Source organism: Paenibacillus sp. PsM32 (assembly GCF_030433815.1).
Classification (GTDB): Bacteria; Bacillota; Bacilli; order Paenibacillales; family Paenibacillaceae; genus Saccharibacillus; species Saccharibacillus kyungheensis.
On the sequence record NZ_JARUWY010000010.1, the window covers coordinates 92,906 to 113,487 of the forward strand.

Annotated in this window: 17 protein-coding genes and 2 riboswitches; of the genes, 12 read left to right on the forward strand and 5 right to left on the reverse strand. The window is 38.5% G+C overall.

From position 1 onward, the window contains the following. The first annotated feature begins 119 nt into the window (after positions 1–119). The 4 genes from QCD85_RS17940 to QCD85_RS17955 all read left to right on the forward strand — a co-directional run bounded on the left by QCD85_RS17940 (position 120) and on the right by QCD85_RS17955 (position 2,615). Positions 120–980 (forward strand): helix-turn-helix transcriptional regulator, encoded by an 861-nt coding sequence (locus QCD85_RS17940; RefSeq protein ID WP_273616025.1) that lies wholly within the window; start codon positions 120–122, stop codon positions 978–980. 92 nt (positions 981–1,072) lie between these two features. Beyond that, positions 1,073–1,336 (forward strand): hypothetical protein, encoded by a 264-nt coding sequence (locus QCD85_RS17945; RefSeq protein WP_273616026.1) that lies wholly within the window; start codon positions 1,073–1,075, stop codon positions 1,334–1,336. 71 nt (positions 1,337–1,407) lie between these two features. Then, complete coding sequence (locus QCD85_RS17950; protein ID WP_301263433.1) at positions 1,408–1,665, forward strand: hypothetical protein; 258 nt, start codon at positions 1,408–1,410, stop codon at positions 1,663–1,665. A 38-nt stretch (positions 1,666–1,703) separates the two neighbouring features. Beyond that, positions 1,704–2,615, forward strand: coding sequence for a YwqG family protein (locus QCD85_RS17955; RefSeq protein ID WP_301263434.1), 912 nt, complete (start codon positions 1,704–1,706; stop codon positions 2,613–2,615). Positions 2,616–2,799: 184 nt separating this feature from the next. Here the strand turns inward: QCD85_RS17955 and QCD85_RS17960 are convergent, their stop codons facing one another. Beyond that, positions 2,800–3,396: a histidine phosphatase family protein gene (locus QCD85_RS17960; RefSeq protein ID WP_273616029.1), complete on the reverse strand. Its 597-nt coding sequence runs from the start codon at positions 3,394–3,396 to the stop codon at positions 2,800–2,802. Between the two features lie 233 nt (positions 3,397–3,629). Between QCD85_RS17960 and QCD85_RS17965 the strand changes: the two genes are divergently transcribed. The 8 genes from QCD85_RS17965 (at position 3,630) to QCD85_RS17995 (ending at position 15,057) form a co-directional block, all read left to right on the forward strand. After that, a complete protein-coding gene (locus QCD85_RS17965) occupies positions 3,630–3,833 on the forward strand; it encodes a DUF4177 domain-containing protein (protein ID WP_273616030.1) in 204 nt (67 codons plus the stop codon). Positions 3,834–4,041: 208 nt separating this feature from the next. Further along, complete coding sequence (locus QCD85_RS17970) at positions 4,042–5,592, forward strand: SMI1/KNR4 family protein (protein WP_301263435.1); 1,551 nt, start codon at positions 4,042–4,044, stop codon at positions 5,590–5,592. Between the two features lie 181 nt (positions 5,593–5,773). Then, complete coding sequence (locus QCD85_RS17975; protein ID WP_301263436.1) at positions 5,774–7,135, forward strand: carboxypeptidase regulatory-like domain-containing protein; 1,362 nt, start codon at positions 5,774–5,776, stop codon at positions 7,133–7,135. A gap of 303 nt (positions 7,136–7,438) precedes the next feature. Further along, positions 7,439–7,643: riboswitch (cyclic di-AMP (ydaO/yuaA leader) on the forward strand. 62 nt (positions 7,644–7,705) lie between these two features. Further along, a riboswitch (cyclic di-AMP (ydaO/yuaA leader) is annotated at positions 7,706–7,887 on the forward strand. Between the two features lie 248 nt (positions 7,888–8,135). Next, entirely contained in the window at positions 8,136–8,216 is an 81-nt protein-coding gene (kdpF, locus tag QCD85_RS23960) for a K(+)-transporting ATPase subunit F (RefSeq protein ID WP_083243537.1), read from the forward strand. A gap of 19 nt (positions 8,217–8,235) precedes the next feature. Next, positions 8,236–9,906, forward strand: a complete 1,671-nt coding sequence (gene kdpA, locus QCD85_RS17980; protein ID WP_301263437.1) for a potassium-transporting ATPase subunit KdpA — start codon at positions 8,236–8,238, stop codon at positions 9,904–9,906. A gap of 128 nt (positions 9,907–10,034) precedes the next feature. Then, positions 10,035–12,062, forward strand: coding sequence for a potassium-transporting ATPase subunit KdpB (kdpB, locus tag QCD85_RS17985; RefSeq protein WP_301263438.1), 2,028 nt, complete (start codon positions 10,035–10,037; stop codon positions 12,060–12,062). Between the two features lie 80 nt (positions 12,063–12,142). Beyond that, positions 12,143–12,718, forward strand: a complete 576-nt coding sequence (gene kdpC / locus QCD85_RS17990; RefSeq protein ID WP_301263439.1) for a potassium-transporting ATPase subunit KdpC — start codon at positions 12,143–12,145, stop codon at positions 12,716–12,718. Continuing rightward, on the forward strand, positions 12,715–15,057 hold the full coding sequence (locus tag QCD85_RS17995) for a histidine kinase (protein ID WP_301263440.1): 2,343 nt from the start codon (positions 12,715–12,717) through the stop codon (positions 15,055–15,057). Before kdpC ends, QCD85_RS17995 begins: the two co-directional genes overlap by 4 nt. 65 nt (positions 15,058–15,122) lie before the next feature. Here the strand turns inward: QCD85_RS17995 and QCD85_RS18000 are convergent, their stop codons facing one another. The 4 genes from QCD85_RS18000 to thrS all read right to left on the reverse strand — a co-directional run bounded on the left by QCD85_RS18000 (position 15,123) and on the right by thrS (position 20,461). Beyond that, positions 15,123–16,037, reverse strand: coding sequence for a DUF4097 family beta strand repeat-containing protein (locus tag QCD85_RS18000; RefSeq protein ID WP_301263441.1), 915 nt, complete (start codon positions 16,035–16,037; stop codon positions 15,123–15,125). 259 nt (positions 16,038–16,296) lie between these two features. Next, entirely contained in the window at positions 16,297–17,472 is a 1,176-nt protein-coding gene (locus QCD85_RS18005) for a family 10 glycosylhydrolase (RefSeq protein WP_301263442.1), read from the reverse strand. A 495-nt stretch (positions 17,473–17,967) separates the two neighbouring features. Next, on the reverse strand, positions 17,968–18,291 hold the full coding sequence (locus tag QCD85_RS18010) for a DUF3219 family protein (protein WP_301263443.1): 324 nt from the start codon (positions 18,289–18,291) through the stop codon (positions 17,968–17,970). 250 nt (positions 18,292–18,541) lie between these two features. Further along, on the reverse strand, positions 18,542–20,461 hold the full coding sequence (gene thrS, locus QCD85_RS18015) for a threonine--tRNA ligase (RefSeq protein WP_301263444.1): 1,920 nt from the start codon (positions 20,459–20,461) through the stop codon (positions 18,542–18,544). Between the last annotated feature and the right edge of the window lie 121 nt (positions 20,462–20,582).

Here is a 20,582-nt window from a genome sequence, read left to right on the forward strand (position 1 = left end):
AATAAGTAACAGGTTATCGTATATTTTTTAAAATAATCATTTAAATAGAAAACAATAGAATACCAATATGCACAAAAAAACGAGTATTAAAATTAGCTTCGCTCTAAGGAGGTTATCAAGTGAATCAACAACATCGTTTACAAGCATTATCTTCTTTTCTCAAAGCACAACGTGCAAAGATTCTACCTCAACAAGTAGGATTGATCGTAGGGATTCGGCGACGTACGCCAGGATTGCGAAGAGAAGAAGTGGCTCAATTAGCAGGAGTAAGTACAACATGGTACACATGGTTAGAACAGGGTAGAGATATTCAAGTCTCGGCTTCTGTACTGGAAAATATAGCGTCAGCTTTATTGTTAACAGCCGATGAACGTAAATATTTATTTTCTTTAGCATTGGATAAAAGTCCAACAGTACTACCTTTATCTGAAGAACTGCCAGCGATTACACCTGCTTTGTACAAAATTTTACAACAACTTCAATACTGTCCTACTATTATTTCAGATCGTCATTGCCATATTGTTGGCTGGAATGATGCGGCTAAGCATGTATTTCTTGATTTTGAAAGTATTCCTGAACCCGGGCGCAATATGATTGGTTTATTATTTTCGCGGAAAGAGTTTCGTCGTTTGGCGGTCAATTGGGATGATTTTGTAGGTGGATTTTTAGCAATTTTTCGTGCATATTATGGGCAATATGTAGATGATGAGTGGTATGAGCAGTTTATCGCAGAGATGAGTGAGTTATATCCTGACTTTTATCATTTGTGGGAACAGAGCAAAGTCAGTTCTGCACCGGAAGTAGTGATTGAATTTAGACATGCCAAAGCAGGCAAAATGCTATTCGATCTTACTTCATTGCAAGTACAGGGCAACACCGATTTGCGCTGTAGTATTTATACTCCCTTAGAAGATTCGGCGACAGAAGTGAAGCTAAGAACATTGATGGAACGCAGTAAAGAAATTTTATCAGAACCGTAAACAACTTTTGTAATTTTCTGATCGCTATACTATAATTTCCATATATTCTATAAATGGTTGGCTAGATCGCAAGAGATGAAAGAGGTGCTATATTGCTAGAATATTTACCGTTAATTTGCTCGTCCTTGATCGTTATATTGTTGATTTTTCGTTCAGTATATCATCGTTTTCAGAAGTACAATCGTGAAAATACAGGCTTATCGCTAATGAGTATTATTGTACTGATCCCTTTTCTGACAATCGATAGACTTGCACCGTGGGAAAAAGATACGGCTTATATTTTAATTATTATCAGTGCATGTTTGTTTGTACGCTTTTTGAATTATTGGGTGGTACAACGCAAATGGAGTAAATAAAAGAAATTTTGTATAACATGATCATATGATTTTGAATACATTTTAAATATAGGATGGGGAGGGTCAGTACTATGAATTCATCGCAATCACAAGAACATGAACGTGATGTGGCATATGCTTCTTTACAAAAAAGACTGTCCGAGTGTAGTGAACAAGATGCATTACAATTGATGCGTAGTTTTGATCGTCAGATTACTTTTTGGAATCAGGAAAAGTCAAAAAAAGAAGAGTTTCGTTCTTTTTGGAAAACGCCTTATCCTTATGTGGGCATTGGCGTAGGTATTGTAGTACCAGTAACAGGATTTGCATTACTTATGTTACTGCCTTAATGATGGACATGATTGCGATATAGAAAGGAAGAGTACTGATGAGTTCTATGCCAAAAGCATTTCAAGGTGATTATATTCAATCGTTGCTAGCTGATAAGCAGATGTCTGCATTAGAGCCTTATTTACAAGCATATCATCATCCTGTGATTCACTTGGAACGCGGACAACAGGGTAGTCAGCAATTGGGGGTTTCGCGAATAGGTGGTTACCCTGATCTACCTGAACATATCAAGTGGCCGCTTACGCAAAATGGTGAATATATGACTTCAGTAGCTCAATTAAATCTGGCTCAAATGGCAAACGAAGTTGGTGCCGATCGATTACCTGATTTTTTTCCGCGTCAGGGATTACTTTGCTTTTTTGTTGGCTTAGATGAACCTGCTTATCAAATTGAGCATCAAATCCTCTATATTTCTGAACAAGAGATGACATCTATAGCTTACCGGGAACCAGAAGAGACTACTATTTTGGAAGAGGATGCTGAACAGCCATTTGTACCGTATGAAGTACATGCTCAAGGTAATATTGAATTTCCTTCTTACAGCTATGTGGACTATGATCAGTTAGTGAATCATGATATATCAGATGAGCAATATCTGGAATGGAAAGAACAATTCAACGCTGACCCTGATGAAATGATTGGCAAAATGTTCGGTTATCCAGTATCCCAGCATGGAGACGATTATATTGAAGCCGCTACAGCGATTCTTACCGGTAAGCATACATATGATACAGATAAACGGCGTAACTGGTTAATCGAGCAGTGTGCAGGCAATGAGCAACAAGCAGATCAGGAGATTGAAGATATGCTGATGCTGTTGGAAATAGAAAGTGATGATGATATCGGGTATATGTGGTGGGATGCAGGAGTTATTCATTTTTTTATCCGCAAAGAAGATCTGATGCAGTTAAACTTTGACCGAACGTATTGTTCCCTTTATTCAAGTTGAAATAAAACATTCGCTATACAGTCTAATGGAGCATAGATATAGATTGCTGAACGATAAATGAATAATAGAAAATGTACTATATGTCCAATAGACCTAATTCAACACTAGACTCAAATAGACTATGCTGTTCCTTATCATCTTCCAGGAACAGCATAGTCTATATTTGTGTGATGCCAGCCAGTTATTAATCTAATTGATTATGCGTTTGTTTATTTTTGATCGGATAAGGAGACTGTACAGTGATCGCTTGAAAGACATGTAGTTTTCCATTTTCTACCTGTCTCATACGTGGGCCTTTGAATCCACGTTTGACCAATTGCTTACGCATATACAACATTAATGCCCAGTGACTCACTACCAGAATATGCTCTTCTTCTGAAGATAAAATAACATCTAATGCTCGATTAATGCGTGCTTCTACTTCCCGAATCATGCGGCGATATCTTCGACTAAGCAATGGAGCCATTTTGAAAAGAACGCCCCAGCCGATAAAAGGAATACGTATATTCGTATTAAAACTTGGAGGTGTAAGTTCACGTAACTCGGGCATCACTGTAATCTCGCCATCATAAATCGACCGTGCCGTTTTAATCGCACGCGGTAGATCGCTTGCAAAACATTTCTCCCAATTGAATCCACGTAGATCTGTTGTACCATCGTGGATATCAGCGATATCATACTCTTCTAGCCAGGCGATCAGTTCACTCACTGTAACAAATTGGCGAAGAGGAAACTCTTTATTTACTTTAAAATGGCGGACAAGTCCGATTGTCTTCGTCATGAGTCTTGTATAATTCCTCCACAATAGTATGGTCGTGCTGTTCCTGTACAAAAAATAAGTAGATAATTTAAGTTTAACATAGTCGTGCAATGAAGGGACACTATTCGCTATTTATTTTAAAATAAAAGTATACTACTGTAAGGCAACGTTTTGAAACCTGAAACGTAATCGTGTATATTTAGTCGTAAGCTTATAATCTAAGATGAATTTCGGTAAAAGAAAGGAAGAATATAATGAGTCAATGGGAATATCGTACAGTCAAATTACACGCTGGAGGCTTTCTAGGTGGCAAAGTAGATGATGTAGAACTACAAGAGCAATTAAACGCCTATGGATTTGATGGATGGGAGCTTGTATCGACATTTGATACCAGTCTTGCACAGGGCGGTTCACGAGAAATTATTTTAATTTTTAAACGAAGCGCTTTGCTCGATTAATGTTGTTAGAGCTATATCTAAAGTACATACTGGTCTAGCCCTTTTTGATAAATGATGATCTTTACCTTTAATATCGGTTCATACTTGTTATATTTTAGGTGATGTTATCTTTGCAAAATTAGGTATACGGAATAAGGAACGGTATACTTTAACATAGAACGATGATCATGAGCACAAAGAAAGCCTCATGGAACAGGAGGAAACAACAATGATCGGAACATGGTTAGAAGAAATCAAATCCATATTACGACCAGAATTGAACAGTCTTGAAGAATCATTAAAAGCTTCGGTTGGAGATGAAGAAATAGAGCAGGCTGAACATACTATAGGTGTCTCTTTCCCGGATGATCTTAAAGAACTGTATCATATACACAATGGGGAGTCTCGTAGTGGTCCGGGATTCTTTTTTGGTTTGCAATTTTTGAGTCTGGAAGAAATGATTAGCGAGTGGAAAATATGGTCTGAGCTAGAGCCTGAGTATCAGACGATGGGAGATCATTATTCGATTCCATCCGGTTGGATCAAAGAGCAGTATATCAACCGCAACTGGATTCCGTTTTGCCATGATGGCGGAGGGAATCATCTAGGGATCGATTTGGCTCCAGCAGAACATGGAGTAGTCGGACAGGTGATTAACTTTGGACGTGATGAAGAAATGAAGTATGTGATTGCCCGTAGTCTGGGTGAATTTATTCATTTTATGCGTGATACGGTGCGTCATGGAAATTACACTGTCGAAGAAGATGATGGATTCAAGTATTGGATGTATGGTCGCAACGAACAATCACGTATGCTCAAAGATGCACAGGCATATGCGTTAGCCGATCTACCCAAAACCAATACACCTTCTGATGAGCCTGAGATTCCGTTACAAGAATGGTTCCAACAATTAGATCAAGACTGGCAAGAGCGTATTATCAACAAATCAAATACGGTCGAAGAGTTTATCCATGCTCATCAAATCTTTTTGATTCGCGAACAGCTTACAGATATTACACCACTTGAACGTTGCCATGAGGTACGTGAATTAATTTTAAGTGTAAATGAGATTCAAGATATTCGACCGCTTGCAAATTGTCGAGAACTCAAAAAATTATATCTTGTTCGCAATCCGATTCGTGATCTTACGCCATTACGTGGATTGCCTTATTTGCAAATTGTTAATTTAGAAGGGACGTTGATTGAAGATTTAGATCCTTTAGCAACGTTACCGCATCTATGTAATCTAGATTGTACCGATACACATATTCAAGATTATGCGCCTTTGGCGAAGATGCAACAGTTAACGACTCTGGCTCTTTCTTCACCTTCCCGGGAAGCTGTAGAAGCTTTATCTTCTATTTCAGGACTACGGGAATTGAAAGTATGTTCGCCTGGTGCATGGACAGCGGAAGACTGGCAACAGATCAGTCAGTCTTTATCTTTGCGCAAACTGCATATTGAAGATGCTTATTTTGCCGATATGAGTTGTCTACAAGCATGTGAACAGTTAGAAATGTTAACGATTCATGATACTCGTATTTCCGATATTTCAGCGATTGCCGATCTGCCTAATCTGAAGCAATTGGAATTGAATAGTGGCTGTCAAATTAGCAATATTGAAACGATCTCCAAATCGGTGTCTTTAGAGCAATTTAGCGGTTCATTTGCTCAATTTCAATTACTCAAAAACTCGTTCGCTCAATATGTGAAATTCCACAAAATTGTAGGCGAAATGACAGATGAAGAAGAAGAAATCTGGCACAGTCATATACGTTAATACGATACTTTAATCATATCCAATCAGTCCCAAAGACTCTGTATAGCTCAAAAGCGACAGAGTCTTTTTTTGTTTTTTTATTATTTTTTACCTAAAATGATAAAAATGTAGTTGACTATCAATTTTCTAATTAGGTATAATTTACTAATAAATAACATATATTTGAAAAAGGAGTGGTATTTTGAAAACAAAAGTAATAGGTATTACGGCGTTGCTTGTGACATTAGGCATAAGTTGGGGTGGTATCCATACTCAGGCGCAGACTTTAACAGTACATAAAGAATTGGGTAACCCTACCCCTTTGGTTCAGTCTGTTGCGCCAAACAAGGAATTGACCAGCTCTAAAGATTATTTTGCTATAAAGAAAAAGGAATTGCCTCAGTCTATTACTTTGCCATCTTCTACTATTCAGCGGAGTACAATAGCAGCAGATACGTATGGCACGAACACAACACCTGATCAAGCATTATTGATTCAGACTGGACAAGCGTATCAAGGTTATATCGCTACAGAAGGGGAAAGTCGTTGGTTTTATACACAAGTGACGAGTCCTGCCAAATTAACTTCTTTTTTAAGTGTAGTTAATTCAACGGCTATTGATTATGATCTTTCACTGTATTACTTAAATGAAGAGACATCCCAGATTCAACAAGTAGCTTTTTCTACCAAAGGGCCGACTCAATATGAACAGCTTAGTCATATTGCCAAAGCAGGCTATTATTTTATTAGAGTGAGTTCTTATCAAGGAGCAGATACAACTAATCCATTTACAGTATTTGCTGTAACATCGGATACGTATGATGCTAATGAACCTGACGATAATCCATGGTTAGCCAAAGATCGCGGAGCTGCTCCTTTTGTCAGTACACAGAATATTGATAACAGCTTTGATGAAGATTGGACAAAAGTCACTTTGACAGCTCAGTCTAAAATGAATTTGCGTTTAGACAACACCTCGACGTATGGAACATATCAGTTACAGCTATTTAATGCTAATCTAGTGAGTCAAGGAACACTTGCCCAGAATACCAATGGTCAAGTTACATTACCTGCGGGCACTTATTATATTCAAGTATTAGCACCTTCGACATTCGATCTCACTAAACCATACAAATTATCTGTTAATTATCAGACAGCAGATGTCTCAAGAGTGACTGTTAGCGATATTACTACAGATGGTGGTCTCTATGGATTTATTGATTATGGACAAGGTAAAAAGTGGCGTGTGAAAAGCAATATTGTGATTACCGGTCGTGCATTTGATGCAACAGGTACTCCTGTAGGGAATGCTATAGTAACTACCAATATCACGACTATTTTAAATGGCAAAGTAATTTCTGGAACAGCTACTACGGATGGGTATGGTAATTTTACAATGCCTGTCTATATTAATAACCCGGGTGTAGGACAATATACATTCCAATCATCTCGGTACAGACATTACTATGATGTAGTCAGAATCCAATTTTTCAACAATGGAAAACAACTTAATTCAGACATCAGCACGTTGTACCATTTTGCTTATGAAATTTATACAGGTTGACATAACAAGGCAAAATAATAGGATGTTGCGTAACAAATGACATAATCGTTTTCAGAATTTACTGCAAAACAATGATGAATATCATGTAACTAAAATAAAAAAGTAGATAAACGATGAAAAAGAGAGAAAATAGGAGCCTGAGATAGATAACTTTTCAATAGTTATCTGAAAATGAAAGCTGTGATGATTCACAGCTTTTTTTGCGTCTTTTCTCAGCTTTACAGTTGACAAGGACAGGCGTATTATTCATTGCAGGCAGTTGATGAATACGATTCAGCAACTGATATAAATGAAGTTTCCAATGTTTGTTGATCGCTGAGTTTTCGGTATTAACCGAAAAACGGGGGAACCAAATTGCGATTTCACAAAACGGTGTGAGAGCCGGAATGTGAATCGTTGGGGTGAATCTGCATACTGACTTAACCATGGTATAGTCAGACAATGCAGTAGGGCGACTCTCACCGCCCGAATCCGACAGCTAACCTCGTAAGCGTGGATTAGGAGAGAAGTGTGAAGCTTGTGCCGATCTGACACAGTGTAATACGACTCTGTGTTTTTTGATATGTTAACAATGTCACAACGCTTAATTTTCATATGCATATGAAAAGCGGGGGAACCAACCGTTGATGAAGATAACTGATACGAAGAGTCAGTTACTACACAACATGGGGTGAATTCCGGTATCTACCGGAACGGGCGATCTTCCAGCCCGAATCCGACAGCTAACTCCGTAAGCGTATAGGGGAGAACTCCTAACCAGCAACTCGGCAGGTACACGATAAGTGTGCGTGTTTGTAGAGGCCTGGGGAAAAGTTCTGCTTTTCTCCAGGCTTCTTTTTTTATGCCTTTTTTAGCAAATGATTACTTACAAAATGAATGCAGGGAGTCTTACACACATGATGGATATACTGATGATTGGTTTAATGGTGATCATGACTTTAGGGTTGAGCGGGTTGCTGCAATGGGCATCTGTAGCTATCGGAGAAAGAAGGAATAAGCGATGACTTGGCTGCTGTGGATTATTATTGGTGGATTAACAATCTATCTATGTTATGCATTGATTTATCCAGAAAAATTCTAATGGGTCAGGGGAGAACATCGTGAGTATCTTTTCATATATCGGAATTGCAGTCACTATTATCATCGCTATAATTATTGCTCGGCCAACCGGACATTATATTGCTTATGCTTTTGAAAATAAACCCAATCGCTTGGATCGTTGGTTTTATCCGATAGAGAAATGGATTTACAGGTTCGGCGGTATCAAAAATGAAAATCAAACATGGAAACAGTATGCAGGAGCAGTTCTGATCAGTAATTCAGTGATATTGCTGATTACGTACATGATCTTTCGTTTCCAACATATTTTACCAATGAATCCAGCAGGGATTACCAATATGAGTCCTGATCTGGCATTTAATACAGCGATTAGTTTTATTACAAATACCAATTTACAACATTATAGTGGAGAAAGCGGATTGTCTTTATTTTCACAGATGACAGCGATCATCTTTATGATGTTTGTATCGCCGGCAACAGGGATTGCAGTCGCTATTGCATTTATTAGAGGAATCACAGGTAAGCCACTCGGCAATTTCTTTACAGATCTCGTACGAGCAATCACACGAATCTTGTTACCATTAGCATTTGTGATGGCAATTGTATTTGTAGGATTAGGTGTACCGCAGACATTGCATACTTTAATCACTGCGCAGACGTTACAAGGAACAGAGCAACAGATTGGTACCGGCCCTATAGGATCATTTCTAGCGATCAAAGAATTAGGTAACAATGGTGGCGGATATTTTGGAGCCAACTCTGCTCATCCTTTTGAAAATCCGGGCGGATTCAGTAACATGTTACAGATGTTAATGATGTTACTTGTACCGATGTCACTTCCATTTACGTATGGTAAAATGGTCGGCAACTCCAAACAAGGTAGAGTATTATTTGTATCCATGGTGATGATGTTTGTCGTCATGCTTAGTGTGTCTCTTGTCAGTGAATCTCAAGGGAATCCATTGATTAATCAATTAGGTATTCAACATCAGTCTGGATCGATGGAAGGGAAAGAAGTACGGTTAGGTGAAGCACAATCTTCATTCTACTCTGTCGTCACAACCGCTTCAGAGACAGGTGCTGTCAATAACATGCATGACACGTTAACACCTATTGGCGGATTGATTTCACTTGGGAATATGATGCTTAATACGGTATTTGGCGGTTCTGGTGTAGGGTTATTAAATATTCTAATGTATGCCATTATTGCTGTGTTCTTATCCGGTCTAATGGTTGGACGAACACCTGAATTTCTCGGTCGCAAAATTGAAGGTAAAGAAATGAAGCTGATTGCAGTCACATTGCTGATTCAACCTTTATTGGTATTAGCTCCAACAGCAATAGCTGTGATGACACAATCCGATACGATTTCTAATCCGGGTTATCATGGATTAACACAAGCGTTGTATGAATTTACTTCATCAGCTGCGAATAACGGATCAGGATTTGAAGGATTAGGCGATAATACACCGTTTTGGAATATTATGACCGGTGTCGTTATGTTTATCAGTCGTTATTTCTCAATGGTAACGTTGTTAGCTGTTGCAGGGTCATTAATGGCGAAAAAACCTGTTCCAGAAACAAGCGGAACATTGCGTACAGATCAAGCACTGTTCGGCGGTATGTTTATTATTTCTGTTATTTTAGTCGGTGCGCTTACGTTTTTCCCGGCAGTTGTACTTGGACCGATTGCAGAAATGCTAACGTTGTAAAAAGAAACAGATACACTCATCTCATGATGTAAGATGAGAAAAATAAATAATTGTTACACAATGAATTATAGATAGAATTCGAATATATAGCATTTATACAGATAAGTGCTAAGTGGAGGAACAATGTAATGAAAAGTAAATCATCAATGATGAGCCGGGACTTGATCTCCAAAGCGTTACAACAATCTGTGATCAAATTAAATCCTAAACTGATGGCACGTAATCCAGTAATGTTTGTAGTTGAAGTCGGTTTAATTATCAGTTTATTACTCATTTTTGTACCGAATGCTTTTGGCGAATCGGTTTCAACAGGATTCAATATAGCAGTAGCCATTATTTTGTTATTCACGATACTTTTTGCGAACTTTGCTGAAGCATTAGCAGAAGGTCGAGGCAAAGCACAAGCAGACTCGATGAAAAATACGCAAAAAGAAATTATTGCAAATCGAATCGAAGGTGAGCAAGTAGTAGCTGTATCGTCTACACAGCTTCGTAAAGGTGATGTTGTCAAAGTCGTACAGGGTGAAATGATTCCCGGCGATGGTGAAGTAATTAAAGGTCTTGCTTCCGTCGATGAATCTGCGATTACAGGTGAATCTGCTCCAGTCATTAAAGAAGCTGGTGGAGACTTTAGTTCTGTAACGGGTGGAACGATGGTAATTAGTGATGAGATCATTATTCGTATTACAAGCGATCCAGGTGAATCATTTATGGATCGAATGATTAGTCTAGTCGAAGGAGCAGAACGACAGAAGACACCTAATGAAATTGCGTTAAACACAGTATTGATAAGCTTAACAATTATCTTTTTGATGGTTGTAGTAACACTTCCTTTTATGGCAAGCTATTTAAATATTGTTCTTTCGGTTCCGGTATTGATTGCTTTGCTAGTCTGCTTGATCCCAACAACAATTGGTGGATTGTTGTCTGCTATCGGGATCGCCGGGATGGATCGGGTAACACGTTTTAATGTGTTGGCGATGTCTGGTAAAGCAGTTGAAGCTTCAGGTGATATCAATACGATTATTTTAGATAAAACAGGTACGATCACGTATGGTAACCGGATGGCTAGTGAATTTGTACCTACAGAAGGTCATTCACCACAAGAAGTCGGCGAATGGGCAGCAGTTAGTTCTGCTTTTGACGAAACACCTGAAGGACGTTCTGTTTTAGAATTGATGAAAAAGCAAAATTGGGAATATTCTCAATCATTAAGTGAAGGTGCTGAAATTATAGAGTTTCGCGCCGAGACACGTATGAGTGGATTGGATCTGGCAGATGGACGTAAAGTGCGTAAAGGTGCTGTCGATGCGATAAAAAAATGGGTCAGTTCTCAAGGTGGAAATATTCCTAGTAATCTGCAAGCGAATAACGATGCTATTGCTTCTGCCGGAGGAACCCCGCTTGCTGTTGCTGTAGATCAGGAAATCTATGGATTGATTTACCTCAAAGATACGGTCAAAGCCGGCATGAAAGAACGGTTTGAACAAATGCGTAGTATGGGTATCAAAACGATTATGTGTACAGGTGATAATCCATTAACAGCAGCAACCATTGCCAAAGAAGCTGGAGTAGATGATTATATTGCTGAAAGTACACCAGAAGACAAAATAGCTGTTATTCGCCGCGAACAAGCAGAAGGTAAATTGGTTGCGATGACAGGAGATGGTACCAATGATGCTCCTGCACTTGCACAAGCGGATGTGGGGATTGCGATGAATAGTGGTACAGTAGCTGCCAAAGAAGCAGCCAATATGATCGATCTGGATTCTGATCCTTCCAAAATTATCGAAGTGGTTGCGATTGGTAAACAGCTATTGATGACACGTGGTAGCTTAACAACATTCAGTATCGCTAACGATATTGCTAAATATTTTGCAATCATTCCAGCGATGTTTATGGTAGCTATTCCGCAGATGCAAGTATTGAATATTATGAATCTACATTCACCAATGTCTGCTATTTTATCTGCGCTGATCTTTAATGCAATCATTATTCCGATTCTGATTCCATTAGCGATGAAAGGTGTCGCTTATAAACCAATGAGCTCGACCAAATTGTTACGTCGTAATTTGTTTATCTATGGATTCGGCGGTGTGGCAGTTCCGTTTGTCGGTATTAAATGTATTGATTTGATTATGCAGACTTTTTTATAAGCATGATTGTATACAGATAAAATGATGGCTTCTATCAATACCAATACGTTACTACTTAGAACCGAAGGGAAAGAACAGGTATGAAAACGGTATGGATCACTTTACGAACAAGCGTTATTTTATTTCTGCTCTGTTGTGTTGTCTATCAATTAGCAGTAACAGGAATTGCGCAAGCATTTATGTCCAAGCAAGCGGATGGCAGTCTTATTTATAATAGTAACAATCAAGTGGTTGGTTCAGCATTGGTCGGACAAGCATTCACTGAACCTCAATATTTTCAAGGACGGATATCAAGTATAGATTACAATGCAAATGGATCAGGATCGCCCAACTTTGCACCGTCTAATCCAGAATTACTGAAACGTCTCCAAGAATCTGTCAGCACATGGCAAAAGCAAAATCCAGATGTACCTGTAGCCTCATTACCTGTTGATCTGATTACCAATTCAGGGTCAGGACTAGATCCTGATATTAGCCCTGAAGCAGCGACTGCTCAGATACCAAGAATCAGTAATTTGACCGGTGTATCCACAGATCAGCTCCAAACATTAGTTCAACAAAATACGATGTCCAGACAGTTGGGGATATTCGGAGAACCTGCTGTTAATGTACTAAAACTGAATATGGCTCTTCAACAAGAGTTGTCTAAATCATGAGTACTTTTCGCCGCAAAACACCTGAAGAATTGTTACAAATGATCACCAAATTAAAGCAAGGACGTTTGAAGGTATATATCGGAGCCGTAAGTGGCTCCGGTAAAACGTACCATATGTTACGTGATGGTCAGATGCTTCGTCATGAAGGAATAGATGTTGTGATATGTGCAGTATCTACATTACAACGTCCGGAAACGATGCAACAATTAGGCGATCTAGAACGCATTCCAAGTATTCATTGGATCAAAGAAGATAAGCAAGGACAGACATGGGAACAAAAAGATTTGAATCTGGAAAAAATTATTGAGCGCAATCCAGAAGTGGTATTAGTGGATCATCTGGCTCATATGAATCGACCTGAAGCAGAGCATCGGACACGGTGGGAAGATATTCGTTATTTATTAGAACATGGAATCAGTGTAATGGTTACAGTCAATGTGTATGAGCTGGAAGGTTCTGCTCAATTGGCACAGCAGTATATAGGTCGTGAAGTCGAATGTACTGTACCGTCAGATACACTACATCAAGCAGACGAAGTTCGCTTAATTGATGTTACCCCAGAAGTCATTTTGCAACGGTATTCTGCTGGTCTTTTGGATAATAGCAGTGATCGTGCTTTTTTTGAACGTGGAAATTTAGCTGTACTTCGTGAACTGGCATTACGTACTGTTGCTGAAGGGGTCGGTGGAACACTGGAAAAGCATCGTGCAGAACAGGGACTGACCGGCCCGACAGGAACAGCAGAGCGTATTATGGTGTCTGTACAATATCACTGGAATGGATCGATTTATATTCGGCGTGGCCAACAGATTGCCCGTCGTTTGAGTGGAGATTTATTAGTGGTTTCTTTTCAAAATAAAGCACGAAAACTCAATCGTGAAGAAGAAACATTCAAGCGTTCGATTCGTGAGTTATCTACGCAAGTCGGAGGAGTATTTGAAGAAGTTGCGATGATCTCCAAGCGCAGACTGCCAAGACAGGTGGTTCGTTATGCCAAAGAGCATCAGGTTACACGCATTGTGATGGGACATTCACGCCAAAATCGCTGGCAAGAATGGATCAATCGCTCTGTTATTAATGGAGTCTTGTTAATGACACGTGATATTGATATTTTTTTGATGGCAGATCGTGCCGAGCAAGAAGGCGAACGTATTTTACCTGCGAAAACAACCAAATTACCTGCTGTTAAAAAAGAAGATTCGTATCGCCGTTTACCTTCAGAAGAAATCGCCCGTCAAATCGATCATATTCGGCGCGGAACATTCAAAGTCTATGTAGGCGCTGCACCAGGGGTCGGCAAAACATACACTATGTTACGTGAAGGCAATGAATTACGTCGGCAAGGGATCGATGTAGTGATCGGATTACTTGAAACGCATGGACGGCAAGAGACCGCAGACCAAGCCGCATCTTTGCCTTTACTTTCCAGACAAATTATCAAATATGGTGATCATCATTTAGAAGAGTTAGATGTGGAGCAAATCATTGCACGCAATCCAGAAGTGGTATTAGTGGATGAACTTGCTCATACGAATGTGCCAGGTAGTCGTAATAGCAAACGGTATGAAGATATTACAGAGTTACTAGCAGCAGGCATTTCCGTCATTTCTACTGTTAATATTCAACATCTGGAAAGTTTGAACGATGCTGTTGAACAAATCACTGGGATTCGTGTACGGGAGACTGTGCCGGATTCGATTTTGCATTTGGCAGATGAAGTAGAGTTAATCGATGTAACACCACAGACGTTACGCCAGCGATTACAAGAAGGCAAAATCTATGCGTCATCCAAAGTCGAACAAGCACTGAGTAACTTTTTTAAAATGGGAAATCTGATTGCTTTGCGTGAATTGGCATTGCGAGAAGTAGCCGATGATGTCGATGAACGATTAGAATCGTGGGAACGCAAAGATTCATTACGTGGACCGTGGCAAAGAGAAGAAATTATTTTTGTAGGTGTCAAATTAGATCATGAAGCAGAGCGTCTTATTCGGCGAGGATTCCGTATTGCTTATCGGCTCAAAGCCAAATTGATTGTGTCGTATATTCATATCGGTAGCGAATTTTCGCTGGCAGGTGCAATAGCGGATAAAGCAGATAAATTACACCATTTAACAGTACGTCTAGGTGGAGAATTCGAGATTCAATATCAACCGCTACGTCAACGTCTGGCACAATCTATCGTAGAAGAAGCACAATCTCATCATGCAACACAGATGATTCTTGGACAGACAAGTACCCCACCTTGGAAAAGATGGGGCAGAGATTCGTTATTAAAAAAAGTATTACGACATGCACGCAATATGGATATTCTGGTGGTAGCCGATCGAGAAAGTTAATCGTAGCGATCGATGCAGACATAAATAATTTACAAATAGTGTATCTATTATACAATACTTACTAGTTACTCGATCTCAATATCACCAGAAGAAGTATTTGCTTTGATCGTATAGGGGCTGTTAGTGCTATTCGGTGGAACTTCAACATCATCTGAATTGGTATGTGCTTCATACGAACCTTCAAATTGATGGTTGGTATGAATCTCAATATCACCCGATTGAGCAGAAGCTTCTACATTGCGTGCTCCTTTTTGCAGAGTGATCAATATATCACCAGATTGTGAATTGATATGCCCTTCGCCACCTAATTGTTGAATTTCAATATCGCCTGAGCTGGCTGTAGTCGTTACATCTCCCTCTAAGCGCTGTGCATAAATTTCACCAGAACCTGATGATAGTTGCAAAGTAGAACCTTGCCAGTGTTCTAAGCGAATATCGCCAGAGGACGTACTTAATTGAGTTGTTCCTTTTAAATCATAAGCTTTCACATCACCTGAACTGGTCTGGAGTTGTATATTGGTAGCTTCTACATTTTTGAGTGTTGTATGAGCAGAAGATACGTCCATAGTAAACTGTTGTAATTGAGCCGGATCGGTTAAAGCCACAGTGATATGTTGAATAGCAGGTGTAATATCAAAGTGAAAAAAGTTAAATCCAGAAGTTACTTCTTCTAAAGAAAGTTGTAACGTATCATTCTGAATAGTAGTCTGTTGTAATTGTTTCAAAATCGGGCGATCCAGCTTACCTTCAAATTGAACAGTATCTTTACCATTTGTACTTGCTACAAAATCCACCTGAACATCATAAGCTGAGTTAATATGTAATGTTTTCAATTGACCTACAGGTAATTCCCACATCTGTTTATGTACGATTGAATCTGGTTTACCACCTAAACCTAGATTATTAGCGCTTAAGCCAATAATACCAGCGATAATACAGATAAGACCAATAACGACACGTTTTTTGGTTCTTGTTTTCATATTTGTTTCCTCCAGATTCTTTGTATTCTTTCTAGTGCGTATAATAATTGTTAGTGAAATGAATAACAATTATTTATAGTTAAACAATTACTTTCCATATTGATTCGATCATACAAATAGTACAGTACTCTTTATAGAACAGTCAAAGATTATACCTGTAAAAGATAAATATAACAAAAGAGCAGAAAAAACTCCCTATCCGTAGAAGGGAGTTCATTTTCATGTATAAGATTATAGTTATAGTATTTAAAAATGTAACTTAGTACGTATTGCGAACACCAACATTACTGAACATAGCGTCAGTCCATTGACCTTTTACTGCATAGTTGACAGAAGTAACAGTTGGAGTGTTTGTACGCATACCATTGTAGATATTTTGTACATCAGCTGTATTTAATTCAATATTTAATGAAGGAATCACTGTTATCGCTGTTTTTTCTTCAGTAGTTGTTTTAGCATTTGGTGTTGTTGTTGCTAATTTAGCTTCTGTTGCTTTGAGGATACCGTTGTTGCTGTATACCCAATCCGCAGAGTAACCTAAAGTTTGAAAATCAGCGATAGGAAGAATAAAGTCTACACTATCTTTGAATAATGAAATGTCTTGGCTTGTACCTGTTAATGTAGGAGAAACAGTGAATACACCAAGTGCTAGATCAGGTTTGATCGTTGCGATATCTTCATTAACATTTTTTACATAAGCTGCTAATTGTTCTGCTTTCCAAGTATTCCAAGTATTTAATTTGTTACTGTTGCTTTTGGTAAAATCAATCGTATCTGGATCAAATCCATTAGCAGATTGGAAAGCATTACGAGTAGAATTGTTCATATCAACACGATCCGTATCAAAATCCAAACCGCTTAATACTACACCATCTACATTGTAATTAGTCACAACTTCTTTAATAATCGAACGTTCATAGGTTTGTACATCTGGCTCAAAAGGATTTACATAGTACGTACTTCCGTTATTACCAGTGTAAGCTGAAAATCTACCTTTATCATTGATCGTACGCATTTGCCAAGATGAGTTTTTATCAATAGCTGCTTTATCTTGGAACTGTGGTACAACAGCATTAACTTTGATGCCGTATTGGTGAGCTTCTTCGATCACATCAGCCAGTGCATCAAATTCAGTAAAACCAGTAGCTTCTTTAACTAATTCGCTGTTATAGAAAGCATAACCAGATGATCCATTAACATCACTATCTTGTTTGACAGTCATATTGATTACAGATACATGGTTACGTACTGCTTGTTTGATAAAAGTATCAACTGTTGCTGCATTTGTGAAGTTAGCTTCAGTTTGTACAGTAATTTCAGTTGTAAAAGGAGTCACAGGAGCGACAGCTTCTTCAGCACTAGCTGTAGTTGCTTGCCAAGGGATAATTGTAAGAGCTAATAAAGCAGCAGATAAAGAATAAGTAAGTTTTTTCATAATAATTTAGATCCTCTCTGAAATACATGTGTATTTTTGCTGAAAGTAAGTTATTGTCAGTTATAAATAATGAATAGCTTCTCAATTCAATTATTTTCCTATACGCTCTTATCTTTCGTAACTATACCATTATAATATGAATAACCGATGAACGACACCATGAGAAGTCTATGTCAATTGTCGCATTTAGACGAAAAACAGACATAAAGGTGAAAAACATTCTTTGTTTTCCATGAGAATAATGAATTTTAGCCAAAATTGAAACAATTTGATTAGGTATACTATATAATACGTAACCTACAGGTAAAAAGTTTCACATTTTAATGATATTTTCAAAATAGTTTTAAAAATGGTTACATCAGATCACAATAAGTTAGTTTGTACATATAAAAGAGAACATAAAGTACGCGCAAAAAAACCTTTATAAGTTGATCGAAGTCTATAAGCACTTCAATCCTTATAAAGGTTTTTGATAGTGAGACGATAGAACAACGCTTATTCTTGAATCTCGATCAGTTCCAAATGCACATTAACCGTATCTTCTTCTGTTGCAAGCTTAGGTACAGAAGTCGAATAGTTATGAATACTTCCTTTGAAATGAAGATCGTGAGAAGGCACTTTAACATCAAACGTCTGTCCGTATAAATGAGAAGTAACATCGTGATACTCTTGGTTGCCTGTGATCATGAAATCAAAAGCGATCAGATGATGGGTCTTATCTTGAATAGAATGACTCACTTGCTCATATCGAAACTGCGAAGCGTTCAATTGCAAAGTGTCTAAATAGACAGGAATCGTTTCTGTAGAACGAATAGTCATGGTGTACCAATTCCTTTCTAATTTTTAAAAATTAAGGTCTAATAGGATATTCTCCATTACAACAGATAATAAAGTTGAGTGCTAAAAAAGGTTGTATATTATTGTGTGCTCGATTCATATCTGTATAAATTCGATATGAGCTAAATTTCTATTACATTAGTAATATTGATACCAGCTAACAAAATGAGTAAATATCTTATTTTTTATAAAAATTATTCGGTATTAGATTAAGAAGAAAAGTTTCATTTTTTTAAATATGAGACTTAGCAGTGTTTTGCTCTATAATTGTTGAAATAATTTCTTCTATAGAAAGAACGCCTAGATCTGCACCACCATGTTGACGAACAGAAGCGCTATGAGCATTTTTCTCATTTTCACCCACAACTAAGATGTAAGGTACCTTTTCCATTTGAGCTTCACGCATTTTGTATCCTAACTTTTCGTTACGGATATCGATCTGTACACGAATCCCGACTTGCATTAATTGTTGCTTCACCTGTAATGCATAATCAATGTAATGTTCAGATACAGGTAACAACTTGATCTGTATAGGAGCTAACCAGACAGGGAAAGCACCGGAATAGTGCTCTGTTAGAATACCTAGAAAACGATCGATCGAACCGTAGATCGCGCGGTGAATCACGACCGGACGATGCTTGAGATTGTCTTCACCTATATAAGTAAGATCGAATTTTTCAGGCATTTGAAAATCAAGCTGGATTGTACCGCATTGCCAGCTACGCTTGAGCGCATCTAGGATATGAAAATCAATTTTAGGACCGTAAAAAGCACCATCACCTTCATTAAGTGTATACTCAATTCCGCGATGATCAAGAACATTACTTAGCGCTTGTTCCGCCTGATCCCACAACTCATCTGCACCCATATAATCTGCTGGACGAGTCGATAATTCGATTTTGTATTCAAATCCAAATACGTTATACATATCATCGAGAAGTGTCATTGCCTGATTGATCTCATCTTCAATCTGATGAGGCATAGCATAGATATGAGCATCATCCTGACAGAAAGTGCGTACACGCATCATACCGTTAAGCGCACCGGAGAACTCGTGCCGATGCACCTGACCGAACTCCATCATACGAATAGGAAGTTCACGATAAGAATGAAGATCGTTTTTATAGATCAACATATGTCCGGGACAGTTCATCGGTTTGAGTGCAAAAGCTTCAGCATCAACAGGAGCAAAATACATATTATCTTTGTAATGATCCCAGTGACCGGATTGTTCCCAAAGTCGTTGATTCATCATGAGCGGTGTACGCACTTCTTGATAACCATTTTTTAATTGCATCTCACGTGAAAAGTTCTCCAGTTCTGTCCGCAAAGCCATTCCTTTAGGCAAGTAAAATGGCATCCCCGGTGCTTCTTCTGAAAACATAAACAAATCGAGTTCTTTGCCTAATTTGCGGTGATCACGTTTTTTGGCTTCTTCTAGCATATGAAGATGTTCATCTAATTGAGCTTTTTTCGGAAAAGCTGTGCCATAGATACGTTGTAGCATTTTCCGATTAGAATCACCACGCCAGTATGCACCAGCAACATGTAACAATTTGAAAACTTTGATTTTGCCAGTAGAAGGAAGATGAGGCCCACGACAAAGATCGAAAAATTCGCCTTGCTTATAGATTGAAATTTCTGCATCTAGCGGTAGATCGTGAATTAGTTCTAATTTATAAGGATCATGGATGTCTGTAAAAGTAGCTATCGCTTCTGCACGACTAATCACTTTACGGACAATAGGCAGGTTCTCGTTGATAATCTTGTGCATTTCTTTCTCAATATCATGCAATTGTTCTACAGATAAAGGGTTAGCAATATCGATATCATAATAAAATCCATCTGCAATAACAGGGCCAATACCAAGCTTTACTTGTTGATCACCGTATAGACGCTTAATGGCTTGTGCCATCAGGTGAGCAGTACTATGACGATACATAGCCAAACCTTCTGGATCGTCCAGAGTGATGATCTGAGCAGCACAGTCTTGATCAATTATAGTATTGAGATCAACCAGCTTGTTATTGATCTTGCCGGCGATGGCTTGCTTACCAAGACTTGTACTGATCGAGGATGCGAACTCAGCAATGGATACAGGTGAATCTACAGAACGGATGGAGCCGTCAGGTAAAGAAATGTGAATAGACATGATAGATTCCTCCAACGTATTAGAATGTAAGCGCAAAAAAGCACACTGTCCCAGAAAGGGACGAGTGCGCTTGGCTCGTGGTTCCACCCTAATTTGACCTCTCTGTAGAAATAGCTAAATA

Excerpts from the sequence above, each read along its gene's own strand:
- QCD85_RS17950 (WP_301263433.1), top strand. The coding sequence starts at position 1,408 with ATGAATTCATCGCAATCACAAGAACATGAACGTGATGTGGCATATGCT.
- QCD85_RS17955 (WP_301263434.1), top strand. The coding sequence starts at position 1,704 with ATGAGTTCTATGCCAAAAGCATTTCAAGGTGATTATATTCAATCGTTG.
- QCD85_RS17960 (WP_273616029.1), bottom strand. The coding sequence starts at position 3,396 with ATGACGAAGACAATCGGACTTGTCCGCCATTTTAAAGTAAATAAAGAG.
- QCD85_RS17965 (WP_273616030.1), top strand. The coding sequence starts at position 3,630 with ATGAGTCAATGGGAATATCGTACAGTCAAATTACACGCTGGAGGCTTT.
- QCD85_RS17970 (WP_301263435.1), top strand. The coding sequence starts at position 4,042 with ATGATCGGAACATGGTTAGAAGAAATCAAATCCATATTACGACCAGAA.
- kdpF (WP_083243537.1), top strand. The coding sequence starts at position 8,136 with ATGACTTGGCTGCTGTGGATTATTATTGGTGGATTAACAATCTATCTA.
- kdpB (WP_301263438.1), top strand. The coding sequence starts at position 10,035 with ATGAAAAGTAAATCATCAATGATGAGCCGGGACTTGATCTCCAAAGCG.
- kdpC (WP_301263439.1), top strand. The coding sequence starts at position 12,143 with ATGAAAACGGTATGGATCACTTTACGAACAAGCGTTATTTTATTTCTG.
- QCD85_RS17995 (WP_301263440.1), top strand. The coding sequence starts at position 12,715 with ATGAGTACTTTTCGCCGCAAAACACCTGAAGAATTGTTACAAATGATC.
- QCD85_RS18000 (WP_301263441.1), bottom strand. The coding sequence starts at position 16,037 with ATGAAAACAAGAACCAAAAAACGTGTCGTTATTGGTCTTATCTGTATT.
- QCD85_RS18005 (WP_301263442.1), bottom strand. The coding sequence starts at position 17,472 with ATGAAAAAACTTACTTATTCTTTATCTGCTGCTTTATTAGCTCTTACA.
- QCD85_RS18010 (WP_301263443.1), bottom strand. The coding sequence starts at position 18,291 with ATGACTATTCGTTCTACAGAAACGATTCCTGTCTATTTAGACACTTTG.
- thrS (WP_301263444.1), bottom strand. The coding sequence starts at position 20,461 with ATGTCTATTCACATTTCTTTACCTGACGGCTCCATCCGTTCTGTAGAT.